Genomic DNA, 13,006 nt, shown 5'->3' on the forward strand with positions numbered 1-13,006 from the left:
GATCGGCGAGACGACGAAGATCGCCTGGCCGTATTACCTCGCCATCTTCAGCGCGATCAACATCGTGACGTACTTCCCGTACTTCTCGACTTGGTTGCCGAGCATCATCAACTCGCATCCGGTCTTCTGACCGCACCGCGGCTGCGCTTGCAAGCGCAGCCTTTCGAATCCCCGCGCAAAGTGCGCAGGCACTTTGCTTCCTGGGCGAACAAATGAAAAAGGCCAGCGATAAATCGCTGGCCTTTCAAAAGCTTGGTGCCCAGGAGAGGACTCGAACCTCCACGATGTTGCCACCGCTAGGACCTGAACCTAGTGCGTCTACCAATTCCGCCACCTGGGCAGGTGTGCGTCTTGCAACAAAGAACGCTATTATATCGGTCCAAAGTTTGCTGTCAAGCGCTTTGCCTCATTCTTTTTGAAGAACCACGCACACGGGCCGCTCGCTCCCTGTTTCCCATCTCCCGGCCATCAACGAAGCGGGTCCGGCAAACAGGGCTAGAACCCCCGTCCGTCCCGCTCCAAGCGGGTGTTAGAATGGCGCGCATTGCCGCGTCTAATGTATAGAGCCAGAACAATCATCGACAAGCGTCCCTTGAGCAAATACCCGTACCCGATCCCCAGCCGCGAGGAAATCCTCGGCGTGCTGCGCACGAGCGAAGCGCCGCTCGCCGCCAACGACATTGCCGAGACCCTGTCGATCAAGCGCCAGGAGCGCGAAGGATTCTTCAAGCGCTTAGGCGCCATGGAGCGCGACGGTCAAATCCGGCTCGACAAGCGCGGCTACTATCAGCTCACGCACCCGTCCAATTTCGTCGCCGGCCGCGTCCAGGGCCATCGCGACGGCTACGGCTTCATCATTCGCGACGACGGCCAAGACGATCTGTTCCTGCCGAACGCGGAAATGCAAAAGGTCATGCACGGCGATCGCGTTCTCGCGCGCATCGTCGGCTACGATCGCCGCGGCCGTCCCGAAGGGCATATCGTCGAGGTGACTGAGCGCGCCAACAAGCGCGTGATCGGACGCCTGCTCAACGAGAACGGCGCCCTGATCGTCGCCCCCGAAGACAAGCGCATCAGCCACGACATTCTCGTCACGCAGAACACGAAGAAGGCCAAGGTCGGCCAGATCGTCGTCGTCGAGCTGACCGATTTTCCGAGCCGGCACTCGCAGCCGCTGGGACGCGTCGCCGAAGTGCTCGGCGACATCGACGATCCGGGCATGGAAATCGAAATCGCCGTGCGCAAGTACGGCGTGCCGCACGAGTTCAGCGACGCCACGCTGGCCGAAGCGGCCGGCCTGCCCGACGAGGTTCGTCCCGTCGACATCCGCCATCGCGTCGATCTGCGCGACGTGCCGCTCGTCACGATCGACGGCGAGGATGCCCGCGACTTCGACGACGCCGTCTATTGCGAACCGACGAAGGTCGGCCGCGGCGACGGCTTCCGGCTCATCGTGGCGATCGCCGACGTGTCGCATTACGTGCGTCCCAACACGGCGCTCGATACCGACGCGATCGAGCGCAGCACGTCGGTCTACTTCCCGCGCCGCGTCATTCCGATGCTGCCGGAGAAGCTCTCGAACGGCCTGTGCTCGCTCAACCCCGAGGTCGATCGTTGCGTGCTCGTCTGCGACATGCTGATCACCGCGCGCGGCGAGATCAAGGCGTATCAGTTCTATCCGGGGGTCATGCACTCGGCGGCGCGGCTCACGTACACCGAAGTCGCGGCCGTGCTCACGAATACGAAGGGCCCGGAGGCGGCGCGCCGCGCCGCGATCGTGCCGCAGCTGCAAGATCTCTACGGCGTGTACAAGTCGTTGTTCGCCGCGCGTCAAAAGCGTGGTGCGATCGACTTCGAAACGACCGAAACCTATATCGTCTGCAACGCGCAAGGCAAGATCGAGCAGATCCTGCCGCGTCAGCGCAACGATGCCCACAAGCTCATCGAAGAGTGCATGCTCGCGGCGAACGTCTGCGCGGCCGACTTCATGAAGCGCAACAAGCATCCGGGGTTGTACCGCATCCACGCGGGCCCGACCGCCGAGAAGCTGGAAAACCTGCGCACGTTCTTGCGCGGCATGGGCCTGACGCTCGGCGGCAACGATACGCCCCATGCAAGCGACTATGCGGCGCTGATGGCGCAAATCCGCGATCGGCCCGATGCGCAGATGCTGCAGACGATGCTGCTGCGCTCGATGCAGCAAGCGGTCTACAGCCCCGACAACATCGGGCACTTCGGTCTCGCCTACGATGCCTATGCGCACTTCACGAGCCCGATTCGGCGATACCCCGATCTGCTCACGCACCGCGCCATCTACGCGATTCTCTCGGGAGCGAAGTATCGGCCGGAAGCGGGGAACGGCGTCGTGCTGAACACGGCGCTGTCGCCGCGCGCCCGCGCGCTGCAGCAGGCCGACGAGCAAACGCGTACGCGCTCGCGCGAGAACACGGCCATCTGGGAAGAACTCGGTTTGCACTGCTCGGCCAACGAGCGGCGGGCCGACGAAGCATCGCGCGACGTCGAAACCTGGCTCAAGTGCTACTTCATGCGCGACAAGCTCGGCGAGGAGTACGGCGGGATGGTGAGCGGCGTCACGTCGTTCGGCATTTTCGTGCAGCTCGATTCGCTGTTCATCGAGGGGCTCGTCCATGTGACCGAACTCGGTTCCGATTACTTCCAGTACGACGAGATCAAAAACGAGCTGCGCGGCGAGCGGACGGGCATTCGCTATCGCTTGTCGGATCGCGTGCGCGTGCAGGTCAGCCGCGTCGATCTGGACGCCCGCAAGATCGATTTCCGGCTCGTTCGCGATACGCCGGTCAAGCCCGCCGCGCCGACGCGCGGAAACGCACCGGTTCGGCCCGTCGGCGAACCGGAAGTGCCGGGAGCGGGACGCGGGCCGCGCGTGCGCAGCCTGACGACGGCCGACGGCACCCGGCACAACAAGGCCGCGCCCGGTAAATCCGCGGCCGTCGTCGAGGCGCGGGCCGCTCGCACGCAAGCGGCCAGGAAGCGCACCGGCGCACCGAAAGGCGCACCGAAGGCGCGCGCGCGCAAGAAGGGCTGACCTTCGCTCGGCGGCGTATGGCCCGCGCTGGAGCGGGCCGCGCGGCGATGTTTTTTCGGCACAGCGAGTGCATGACGCGCCGCTGTGCTTTCGCCTTTTTAGGCTCGACGTAATACCGATTTCGATTTCATACAGCTATGTCACGTCTCAAGGTTTTGTACGGCTTTCACGCGGTGACCGCGCGCTTGCGGCACGATGCGTCGACGGTCGAGGAAGTGCTTTACGACGCAACACGACGCGATCGCCGCATGCTGGACTTTTTGCAAACGGCGAAGGAAGCCGGGGTGCGCTTGATCGCGGCCGACGAAACGCGGCTTTGGGGCCTGGCGCATACCGAGCGGCACCAGGGCGTCGTTGCGCGCGCAACCGACTTGCCGCTGGCCCAGAATCTTGCCGAACTGCTCGACGGGATCAACGGGCCGGCGCTGCTGCTCGTGCTCGACGGCGTGACCGATCCGCACAACCTCGGTGCTTGCCTGCGGGTGGCGGACGGGGCGGGAGCCCACGCCGTGATCGCGCCGCGCGACAAGGCCGTCGGTTTGAACGCAACCGCGGCCAAAGTGGCCAGCGGGGCAGCCGATACCGTGCCTTACATCACCGTCACGAATCTGGCTCGCGCGCTGCGCGAATTGAAGGACGCCGGCGTTTGGATCATCGGCACGGCCGGCGATGCAAAGGCCAGCCTCTACGAGACGAAGCTCGACGGTCCCGTCGCTTTGGTGATGGGGGCCGAAGGCGAGGGCATGCGCCGCCTGACGCGCGATACGTGCGACGAAGTCATGCACATTCCGATGGCCGGAACGGTCGAGAGCCTGAACGTCTCCGTGGCGAGCGGCGTGTGTCTGTTCGAGGCGGTCCGGCAGCGCGCGGTCAAGCGCTGACGCCCGTAACGGGCGCCGCGCGCTTCGCGGCGTCCATCTTACTGGCTACTTCTTACTTCTCGATCTGCTGATTCCAGCGCGTATCCCACTGCGCGCGATGCGCGTTGATCGCATCCCAATCGACGACCGTCACCTTATGGACGAGGTCGTCGATGTTCCCCAGACTTTGCTGCATCGACGCAGGCATCTTGGCGAGATGATTCGTCGGGATCTGCTTGCCGGCCTCGGCCGCTTTCTCTTGCGCGGGCGCCGACAGCAGGAATTGCGCTAGCTGTTGCGCGAGCTGGTCGTCGGGGTTGTTCTTGACGACGCACACGTCGACGAGCAGCAGCACCGGGCCTTCCTTCGGATTGACGTACGCGACCGGCAAGCCTTTGTCTTGCAAGTCGGCAACGCCCGTCGGCGTCAGCGGGAACAGACCTGCTTCACCCGTTTGCACCATCTCCGAGATCTTCGCCGAGTTCGGAATGTACTCGATGACGTTGGGTCCGACCGTGCTCGCCCATTTGGTGAAGGCGGGCTCGACGTTCTGCTCGCTGCCGCCCCAGATGCGGTTCAATGCCAGCAGGCCGTGCAGGCCGAACGTGCTGCTCGACGCCGATTGGAACACGACTTTGCCTTTGTATTTCGGATTCGCGAAGTCGAGCCATGAGGTAGGCGGCGCCCAGCCTTTTTCCGCGAACAGCTTCTTGTTGTAGGCGATGCCCGTCATGCCGAGCTGCACGCCTGCGCCGACATCGCCTTTCATCCGCGCGAACGGATAGAGTTCCTTGAGAACGGGCGAGTCATCGAGTTTTTCGCAGAGGCCGAGACTGACGGCGCGGGCCATCACGCCGTCGTCGAGGAAGGCGGCGTGTATCTGTGGATGCGCGCGATTGGCGAGCAGCTTCGCCAGAATGTCCGACGAGGTGCCGGGCACGACGGTGACCTGCACGTTGTTCGCTTTTTCGAACGCGGGCAGCACTTGCGTCGTATAGGCCTTCTCCATCGGTCCGCCGTTCATGCCGATGTAGATCGTTTTCGATTGCGACCACGCCGGTGTCGCGGCGAGCATGGCAAAGGCCATTGCAGCCGCCGAGAGGGTGCGTAAAGCTTTCATGCAGGTCTCCTAACTAATGATTGAAGAGCGAAGCGTCATGCGGGCACGGCCGAGAAGCGATTGACGTGGAACGCGTCGAGCGGCGTCTCGGTGGCGCCGTCGATCACGAGGTCGGCTAGCACTTCGCCGACGCCGGGCGCGAGCAAGAACCCGCCGCCGGAAAAACCGAATGCATGGAGCAGGCGCGGCACCTTGGGGCTCGCACCGAGAATCGGATTGTGATCGGGCGTGCAGCCTTCGACGCCGCTCCAAGTTCGAATCAGCAACGCGTCGCGCAGCGCGGGCAGGAGCGCGCAGGCGTCTCGCATGACGGCGCGCGTCGTGTCGGACGACGGCTGCGCGAACTCGCCGTCGCCATGGCCGCGTCCGCCGCCGATCACGCAATTGCCGCGTTCGACTTGCCGCGCGTAGATGCCGCCGCCGAATACGCCGAGGTTGTGGTCGAGGAAATGCGGCAGCGGTTCGGTCACCCACATGTTGGGGTAGATCGGCTTCATCGGGACGGTGTCGCCGAAGCGTTCGGCCAGCTTGAGGCCCCAAGCGCCCGCCGAATTGACGAGCCAGTCGGCCTCGATGGTGTCTTCGCCCGCGTGCAGCGAGAACCGTTTGCCGTCGTAGTCGACGCGCGTGACCTCGGTGAGTTCGCGCACGAGCGCGCCCGCTTGCCGCGCCGCGCGCGCGAACGCGGGGGAGACGAGGCGCGGGTTCGCGTGACCGTCGCTCGCGCACAGCGAGCCGCCGACGGCCGCCGCGCCGAGCCACGGGTAGCGGCGTCTGAACGCCTCGCCCGACATCAATTGCAACGGCAATCCGTATTGCGCGGCCATTTGCGCATAGGCTTCGAGGCCTTCCAAATCGGCTTCGCTGCGCGCCAAGCGCAAGTGCCCCGAGACGACGAATTCCCCATCGATGCCGATTTTCTCGACGAGTCGGTCCCAAATCCGCCGCGCGCGCATCGCGAGCGGCAACTGCTCGGCCGGGCGCCCTTGGCAACGCACGCCGCCGTAGTTCACGCCGCTCGCTTGCGCGCCGCAGTAGCGCCGCTCGATCAGCACGACGCGCATGCCTTTGCGCGCGAGGGCGAGCGCGGCCGAGGAGCCGACGAGCCCGCCGCCGACGATCGCCACGTCGAAGCGCCACATCGGTTCATTCATCGCGCGCATCCTCGGGAACGGCCGCCACGCGCTCGCCGCAGAGTGCGGCGGCCAGCGGGATCGGCTTGATCGGGGCCTGCGCGCGCAGGCGGCCGAGCGCATCGGGGGGCAGCCGCGTTTCGTCGGCAAGCAAGGCCAGCGCCGCTTCGCCGCACATGCGGCCCTGGCATCGGCCCATGCCGACGCGCGTCAGGGCCTTGAGGCGATTGACCTCGTGCACGGCTCCCGATCGAATGCATCGGCGTATCGTGCCGGCATCGATTTCCTCGCAGCGACAAACCGTCATCGCGTCGGGCCACGTGGCCGCGCGTTCGAACGGGGCGGGGAAGGCGGCTTCGAGGCCGGCGCGGAAGGTGCCGATGCGCTGCAGCGCGCGGCGCTCCGAAGCGGCTGCATCGATGCGCGAAGTCTTGACTGCCGAACCGGGCTCGAAGTCCGAATCGTCGAGCACGGCGAGCGCGGCAAGACGTCCGGCACGTTCGGCGGCGTCGGCTCCTCCGATCCCGGCGCCGTCGCCGGCGACGTAGATCCCGCCGACCGAGGTGCGTCCGGCCTCGTCGCGCTCGGGCAGCCAGCATCGATTGAGGGTGTCGTAGCGAAAGCGGCAGCCGGCAACGTCGGCGAGTTGCGTTTCAGGACGCAGGCCGAAGCCGAAGCCGACCGCGTCGCATTCGAGTACTTGCGCGGCGGTACCGGATGAAGCGGCTGCGGGAGCGGCCGTTTCCGAACGCCAAGCGATACCCGCGACATGCTCTTCACCGAGCACGCCCTCGAGCGAAACGCCGCGCTCGATGCGAATGCCGTGAGCGCGCAGCCAGCCGACGTAGTACAAGCCCTTCGCCAGAACGGACGGCTGCGAAATGAGTTTGGGCAACGCGGCGGTTTGCGTGCCCGTGTCGTTCGTGTCTAGCACGGCGAGCACATTCGCACCGGCCTTCGCGTATTGATAAGCAACGAGATAGAGCAGCGGGCCGGTGCCCGCGAAAACGATGCGCCTGCCGATCGCGCAGCCTTGCGATTTGAGTGCCGTTTGCGCCGCGCCGAGGGTATAGACGCCCGGCAACGTCCAGCCCGGCATGGGCAGCACGCGATCCGTCGCGCCGCTCGCGATGATCAAATGCGTGAACGGCACGTTTTGCTCGCGCGTGCCGCACAGCGTGGCGAGATGGCCCGCGGACCGTCGCGCCGCGCCGTCGATCGGCGCCGCCGTATCGCCTCCGTCCGCATGCGTTTCGCAAGCCCAAGCCAGCGTGTGGGGGCGGTAGTCGAGATGAGGCAGCGCGCTCGCCATCGCTGCATGCAGCGCCTGGGCTTTGCGCGCTTCGAAGCCGTACAGTTCGCGCGGTGCGCGGCGAAAGCCCGCGCCTTCGGGCGGCTGGCGATAGATCTGTCCGCCCCAGCGCGCGTTTTCGTCGAGCACGATCGGGTGCAGACCCGCGTCGACGAGTGTCTCGGCCGCGCGGACGCCCGCGGGGCCGGCGCCCACGATCACGACATTGGCAAGGTTCGTCGTCATGCTTGTCCTCCATGCCGGCGATCCGCATCCGCCCCGGCCTCGGTCTCGGCTTTGGCATTGACGACTGCGTGGGTGAGCAGCCGCATGCCGGCTTCGATCGCCGTCGAACAGGCACGCAAGCGCGCGCCGTCCTCGGTGCGGATCCAGCAATCCTGGCAGGCGCCGATCAGGCAAAAACCCGCACGGGGTTCCCCGCTGAAATCGGAGACGCGCAGCATGCGGCGTTGCGTGAGAATGGCCGTCAACACGGTATCGCCTTCGAGCGCGCTCGCGGGCGCGCCGTCGAGCGTGAAGAGGACTGGCGCGCGATCGGCTTCCGCCAGCCGCACGAGCTGCGCTTCGTCATAGGGCATGTTTCGTTGTCCTAAATTCTGCTGAGTGCAGCGTCGTCAATGCTGGCCGATGAGAATCCGATTCAAGCCGTAAGCGCGGTCGAGCATCAGCATCGCGGCGGCCGTGATGACGATGACGAGCGTGGATACCGAGGCCATCATGGGATCGATCGATTCCGTCGCGTACATGTACATGCGGACCGGCAGCGTGACGGTTTGCGGCGACGTCACGAAGATCGACATCGTGAGTTCGTCGAAGCTGTTGATGAACGCGAGCAGCCATCCGCCCGTGATGCCGGGGATGATCATCGGCAGCGTGATGCGCCTGAATGTCGTCCAGGCGTCGGCCCCGAGCGATTGCGCGGCATGCTCGACGCTGCGGTCGAGCCCCGTCGCGGCGGAGAGCACGAGCCGCAGCACGAACGGCGTCACGATCACCGTATGGGCGAGGACGAGCCACGCGAACGAACCGGTGGCGCCGATCAATGCGAAAAAACGCAGCAGGGCGATGCCCAGCACGAGCCCGGGGATGACCAGCGGCGAGAGCAGCAGCGCGTTGAGAAAATCGCGGCCCGGAAACCGTGCCCGCGCGATCGCGAGGCCGGCAGGCAGTGCGATTGCCAGCGAGATCGTGGCCGAGATCAAAGCGAGCTTGACGCTCGTGAAGAACGCCGAGATGAAATCGGGGTAGTTCAAGATTGCGCGAAACCACCGCAGCGACAAGCCGTGCGTGGGCAGTGTCAATGTTTCGTCGGGCGTGAACGCAACCAGCACGACGATGATGAGCGGCGCCAGCACGAATGCGATGACGAGCGAGTGGAAGGCGAGGGCGAAGGGGCCGTTGCGTCGCATGTCGATCTCCTTCGTTTCAACCCATGCTGCGGCCGTAGCGGCGCTCGAGCATGCGGTAGTAAGTGAGCATGATGACGAGGTTCGCGGCGAGCAGCAGCAGCGCGATCGTCGCGCCGAGCGGCCAGTTCAGCGAGCCGAGAAATTCGTCGTAGACGGCTGTGGCGGCGACCTTCAAGCGCCGCCCGCCGAGCAGGCCAGGAATCGCGAATGCGCTGGCGGACAATCCGAACACCATCAAGCTGCCGGAGAGCACGCCCGGCATGATCTGCGGCAGCACGATGCGGCGCAGCGTCGTGGCAGGCGAAGCCATCAGCGAAAGCGCGGCTTGTTCCGTCTGCGGATCGAGCTTTTGCAAAGCGGTCCACACGGGAATTACCATGAACGGCAGCATGACGTGCACGAGCGCGATGACGATCGCGAAGGTCGTGTATTCGAGCTTGATGGGGCCGACGCCGAAGAGGCCCAGCGCCTGGTTGACGACGCCGGCGGTGCCGAGCAGCATGCTCCAGCCGAACGCACGGACGACGACCGACACGAGCAGCGGCGCGAGGATCACGAGCAGGAAAGCCGAGCGCCACGGATCGCGCATCTTCGACAGCACGTAGGCTTCCGGCGCGCCGATCGCGACGCAGAGCACCGTGGTGATCGCGGCGATTCCGAACGTGCGCAAGAAGATCGTCTGGTAATACGAAGAACTCAATACGTTGGCGTAGTTGCCGAATTGGAACGCGGCGATGGGCCCGATCGACGGATCGAACCGGTAGAACGTCAAGACGAACGTCATCGCGAGCGGCACGAGCACGAGCGTGGCGAAGAGCAGGAATGCAGGGGCACAGAGCAGCCACATCGGCACATAAGCGCGCCAAGGCGTGCGCACGTGAGTGTTCGTGGGCAGCGGCGTGGCAGTGCGGGCCGCGCCTGCTTCGAGCGTTGCGTTAGCCATGGCGTGCATCCCGTGCGACGAAGCGCACCGCTTCGCGCTTCCAATCGATGCCGACCGTTTCGCCCTCGGCAATCGGTTCGTCGCCTTCGTTCTGGCAGCACACGAGCACTTCGCCGAGCCTGCAATCGACGCGATAGAGCCATTGGCTGCCGAGAAAGAAGCGGCTCGTGACCGTTGCCGGCAAGCGACCGGCGCCCGATGCGTCGAGGCGTACCTTCTCCGGACGAATGCAGACCGTCACGGCGTCGCCGACATCGGGCGCATCGCTTGGCCGCGGATGCGGATGGGTCGCGTGGCTCACTTCGATGCGATCGGCCCCGACTTCCACGTGCACGTTCGCCCCGTCGTGCGCGACGACGGTGCCCGAAAACAGATTCGCTTTGCCGATGAATTCGGAGACGAAGCGATTTTCGGGGCGCTCGTACGCGCGATAGGGCGTATCGACCTGCGTGATTCGGCCGGCTTCCATGACGACGACGCGGTCGCTGATCGAAAGCGCCTCCGATTGATCGTGCGTGACCATGATCGTCGTCGTACCGATGCGGCGCTGAATGGCTCTCAGTTCGAACTGCATCTCTTCGCGCAGTTTGGCGTCGAGGTTCGACATCGGTTCGTCGAGCAGGAGGACGGGCGGGGCGATCACGATGGCTCGCGCGATCGCGACGCGCTGACGCTGCCCCCCCGACAGCTCGCGCGGGAAGCGGTCGGCCAGCGCTTCGAGGCGCACGAGCGCGAGCGCCTCGCGTACGCGCGCTTCGCTTTCCGTCTTGCTCACGCGGCGCATTTCGAGCCCGAAGCGCACGTTCTGCGCGACCGTCATGTGCGGAAACAGCGCGTAGCTTTGAAAGACGATGCCGAGCCCTCGCTGGTTCGGCTTCATGTCAGTGATGTCGCGGCCGTCGAGCACGATGCGGCCGCTGCTCGTCTCCACGAAGCCGGCGATCATCTGCAGCGTGGTCGTCTTGCCGCAGCCCGAGGGGCCGAGCAGCGACACGAATTCGCCTTTTTCGACCGACAAATTCAGATCGGCGACCGCATGCAAATTGCCGAACGACTTCGAGACGTCGGCAAGCGTGAGGAACGACATGGTTCGGCTCCCTTGAGAAGCGGCAGAGGCGGCAGAAGCGACAGCGACGCCCTCGCAATGCGCCTAGGCATCGGGGCATCAGGCAAGCCGATTCTGTCCAGCCATATAGGGGGCGTCAATTTAGAATTCCGTACAACGGGAGGAAAATCTAAAATATTCCGTTGAATGGAACGATTTGGCGTTCAATGGATGGTCGGATTTCACGTCACGAATTGAGGGTTTCCCCTTGGATGTCCGCTACATGCGGCGAAAGGTGCTGAAAGCTGCGATACTGCGCGGACGAACGAGACGCTGGCAAGTATTCCACTGACCGAGAAACCTAAAGCGTAAGCCAAACATCGAGGATCGCCCAATGAGCCGCGAGGCAATGCAAGACGACGAGTCCAAAGCCGGCGACGAAATCGCGGACGCCGCGGATGCGCCCGGCGCCGGAATGCTGCCGCGCGCATTCGCGCTCGTGCGTGAGCTTGCTTCGCTGCAGACGAGCGGCGCACGCGTCACGCAGCTCGCGAAGAGCGTGGGACTCACCCAGGGCACGACGCACCGCATCTTGCGAGCGTTGATCGCGGAGGGCGTCGTCGAGCAAGACGAACGCTCGAAGCTGTACCGGCTCGGCGTCGACTTCTTCGCGCTCGCGGCGCAGGCGGGCAATCCCGGCGGCATACGCGGGCTATGCCGGCCTTCGTTGCTGAGACTTTGCGCGAGCCTGGGCGAAACGATCTTTCTGCTCGCCAAGAGCGGCTTCGACGCCGTCTGCCTCGATCTGTGCGAGGGCCCGTTTCCGATCCGCTCGTTCACGAACGACGTGGGCGGCCGGATCGCGCTGGGCGTCGGGCAGGGATCGCTTGCGATCCTCGCGTTTCTGCCGGAGGCCGAGCGCGAAGAGATCATTCGTTTCAACGTGCCGCGCATCCGCGGCCACGGCGTGCTCGACGAGGTCTACCTGCGTACGGAGATCGAACGCGTGCGGCAGCTCGGCTATGCCGCGCGCAATAGCGGCGTACTCGAAGGCATGGCCGGTGTCGCCGTACCGATTCTCGATCGCACGGGCGTCGCCGTCGCCGCGTTGAGCGTCGGGACGCTCGCGTCCCGGCTCGGCGACGACCGCTTGCCGATGGTGGTCGAACTACTGAAGCGGCAGGCCGAATCGATCGGTCCGCTGACCAACCCGTTCGACGTCGCGCTCAAGCGGCGTCCCGCTCACGGACTCGCCGCGGCGCCGGGGGCCTGAGCGCAATCGAAATCGGCAATCGCAATCGAATGCGCCCGCGCAAACGTCGCTGCGCGGGCGCAACTGGCGCTAAAATCACGCCTTTCGCCTGCACTTTCCCTCGCGCCATGACTCAAGACGAACTCAAGCGATTGGTCGGCCAAGCCGCCGCCGATTATGTCAACGCCAACGTGCCGGAAGGCACCGTGATCGGTGTCGGAACCGGCTCGACCGCGAACTGCTTCATCGATGCGATCGCGGCCCACAAGCATCGCTATCGCGGTGCCGTGTCAAGTTCGGTCGCGACGACGGCGCGGCTCGCGCAGCACGGCATCAAGGTCTTCGATCTGAACGAAATCGAATCGTTGCCCGTGTACGTCGACGGCGCCGACGAAATCGATCCGAAAGGGGCCATGATCAAAGGCGGCGGCGGCGCGCTCACACGCGAGAAAATCGTCGCTTCGGTGTCGGAAGTCTTCGTCTGCATCGCCGATGCCTCCAAGCGCGTCCCGGTGCTGGGCGGCTTCGCGCTTCCCGTCGAGGTCGTGCCGATGGCCCGCACCGCGATCGGCCGCCGGCTCACGGCGCTCGGCGGCGTGCCGGTGCTGCGCGTCACGCAGGACGGCGCGCCCTACATCACCGACAACGGCAACGAAATTCTCGACGTCAAACATCTGACGATCCACGATCCGCGCGCGCTCGAAGCCGAGATCAACGCCTGGCCGGGCGTCGTCACCGTGGGCCTGTTCGCGGGCCGCGGCGCCGATTTTTGCTTGCTCGGCTCCGAGGCGGGCGTCGAAACGATCGATTACCGCTCGGATCGCTAAAGACTGGACCGGTTTTTGCCGTATTACAGGTATCGAGT

10 protein-coding genes, 1 tRNA gene and 2 pseudogenes are annotated in these 13,006 nt (G+C 65.1%); 4 read left to right on the forward strand and 9 right to left on the reverse strand.

Annotation, left to right across the window (positions count from 1 at the left end; all coding sequences use genetic code 11):
* Positions 1-253: 253 nt before the first annotated feature.
* Positions 254-340: transfer RNA gene (locus DWV00_RS28885), tRNA-Leu, on the reverse strand.
* Positions 341-556: 216 nt separating this feature from the next.
* Here DWV00_RS28885 and rnr point away from each other — a divergent pair.
* Together rnr and rlmB are read left to right on the forward strand one after the other, a co-directional pair.
* Entirely contained in the window at positions 557-3,067 is a 2,511-nt protein-coding gene (rnr, locus tag DWV00_RS28890; RefSeq protein ID WP_115537047.1) for a ribonuclease R, read from the forward strand.
* 137 nt (positions 3,068-3,204) lie between these two features.
* Complete coding sequence (gene rlmB / locus DWV00_RS28895; protein WP_115537048.1) at positions 3,205-3,948, forward strand: 23S rRNA (guanosine(2251)-2'-O)-methyltransferase RlmB; 744 nt, start codon at positions 3,205-3,207, stop codon at positions 3,946-3,948.
* Between the two features lie 52 nt (positions 3,949-4,000).
* Here the strand turns inward: rlmB and DWV00_RS28900 are convergent, their stop codons facing one another.
* The 8 genes and pseudogenes from DWV00_RS28900 to DWV00_RS28930 all read right to left on the reverse strand — a co-directional run.
* Positions 4,001-5,047, reverse strand: coding sequence for an ABC transporter substrate-binding protein (locus DWV00_RS28900; RefSeq protein WP_115537049.1), 1,047 nt, complete (start codon positions 5,045-5,047; stop codon positions 4,001-4,003).
* 35 nt (positions 5,048-5,082) lie between these two features.
* The gene (locus DWV00_RS28905; protein WP_115537159.1) at positions 5,083-6,201 is read right to left on the reverse strand and encodes an NAD(P)/FAD-dependent oxidoreductase; all 1,119 of its coding nucleotides are present in this window, start codon (positions 6,199-6,201) and stop codon (positions 5,083-5,085) included.
* A complete protein-coding gene (locus DWV00_RS28910; protein ID WP_115537050.1) occupies positions 6,194-7,717 on the reverse strand; it encodes an FAD/NAD(P)-dependent oxidoreductase in 1,524 nt (507 codons plus the stop codon). The genes DWV00_RS28905 and DWV00_RS28910 overlap by 8 nt, the downstream gene beginning before the upstream one ends.
* Positions 7,714-8,070, reverse strand: a complete 357-nt coding sequence (locus tag DWV00_RS28915; protein WP_115537051.1) for a (2Fe-2S)-binding protein — start codon at positions 8,068-8,070, stop codon at positions 7,714-7,716. Before DWV00_RS28915 ends, DWV00_RS28910 begins: the two co-directional genes overlap by 4 nt.
* Positions 8,071-8,106: 36 nt before the next feature.
* On the reverse strand, positions 8,107-8,901 hold the full coding sequence (locus tag DWV00_RS28920; RefSeq protein WP_115537052.1) for an ABC transporter permease: 795 nt from the start codon (positions 8,899-8,901) through the stop codon (positions 8,107-8,109).
* Positions 8,902-8,917: 16 nt separating this feature from the next.
* Complete coding sequence (locus DWV00_RS28925; protein WP_245965083.1) at positions 8,918-9,748, reverse strand: ABC transporter permease; 831 nt, start codon at positions 9,746-9,748, stop codon at positions 8,918-8,920.
* An 88-nt stretch (positions 9,749-9,836) separates the two neighbouring features.
* A pseudogene (locus DWV00_RS35145) lies at positions 9,837-10,100 on the reverse strand (TOBE domain-containing protein); the annotation flags it as partial.
* A gap of 80 nt (positions 10,101-10,180) precedes the next feature.
* Positions 10,181-10,931: pseudogene (locus DWV00_RS28930) on the reverse strand (ABC transporter ATP-binding protein); the annotation flags it as partial.
* A gap of 367 nt (positions 10,932-11,298) precedes the next feature.
* Here DWV00_RS28930 and DWV00_RS28935 point away from each other — a divergent pair.
* Positions 11,299-12,162, forward strand: coding sequence for an IclR family transcriptional regulator (locus DWV00_RS28935; RefSeq protein ID WP_115537160.1), 864 nt, complete (start codon positions 11,299-11,301; stop codon positions 12,160-12,162).
* A gap of 107 nt (positions 12,163-12,269) precedes the next feature.
* Complete coding sequence (rpiA, locus tag DWV00_RS28940) at positions 12,270-12,968, forward strand: ribose-5-phosphate isomerase RpiA (protein WP_115537055.1); 699 nt, start codon at positions 12,270-12,272, stop codon at positions 12,966-12,968.
* Positions 12,969-13,006: the final 38 nt, after the last annotated feature.

This window comes from Trinickia dinghuensis (assembly GCF_003367175.1).
Taxonomy (GTDB): domain Bacteria; phylum Pseudomonadota; class Gammaproteobacteria; order Burkholderiales; family Burkholderiaceae; genus Trinickia; species Trinickia dinghuensis.

What these genes read in the sequence shown, in the direction of transcription:
- rnr (WP_115537047.1), top strand. Translation starts at nt 557, where the DNA reads ATGTATAGAGCCAGAACAATCATCGACAAGCGTCCCTTGAGCAAATAC.
- rlmB (WP_115537048.1), top strand. Translation starts at nt 3,205, where the DNA reads ATGTCACGTCTCAAGGTTTTGTACGGCTTTCACGCGGTGACCGCGCGC.
- DWV00_RS28900 (WP_115537049.1), bottom strand. Translation starts at nt 5,047, where the DNA reads ATGAAAGCTTTACGCACCCTCTCGGCGGCTGCAATGGCCTTTGCCATG.
- DWV00_RS28905 (WP_115537159.1), bottom strand. Translation starts at nt 6,201, where the DNA reads ATGAATGAACCGATGTGGCGCTTCGACGTGGCGATCGTCGGCGGCGGG.
- DWV00_RS28910 (WP_115537050.1), bottom strand. Translation starts at nt 7,717, where the DNA reads ATGACGACGAACCTTGCCAATGTCGTGATCGTGGGCGCCGGCCCCGCG.
- DWV00_RS28915 (WP_115537051.1), bottom strand. Translation starts at nt 8,070, where the DNA reads ATGCCCTATGACGAAGCGCAGCTCGTGCGGCTGGCGGAAGCCGATCGC.
- DWV00_RS28920 (WP_115537052.1), bottom strand. Translation starts at nt 8,901, where the DNA reads ATGCGACGCAACGGCCCCTTCGCCCTCGCCTTCCACTCGCTCGTCATC.
- DWV00_RS28925 (WP_245965083.1), bottom strand. Translation starts at nt 9,748, where the DNA reads ATGTGGCTGCTCTGTGCCCCTGCATTCCTGCTCTTCGCCACGCTCGTG.
- DWV00_RS28935 (WP_115537160.1), top strand. Translation starts at nt 11,299, where the DNA reads ATGCAAGACGACGAGTCCAAAGCCGGCGACGAAATCGCGGACGCCGCG.
- rpiA (WP_115537055.1), top strand. Translation starts at nt 12,270, where the DNA reads ATGACTCAAGACGAACTCAAGCGATTGGTCGGCCAAGCCGCCGCCGAT.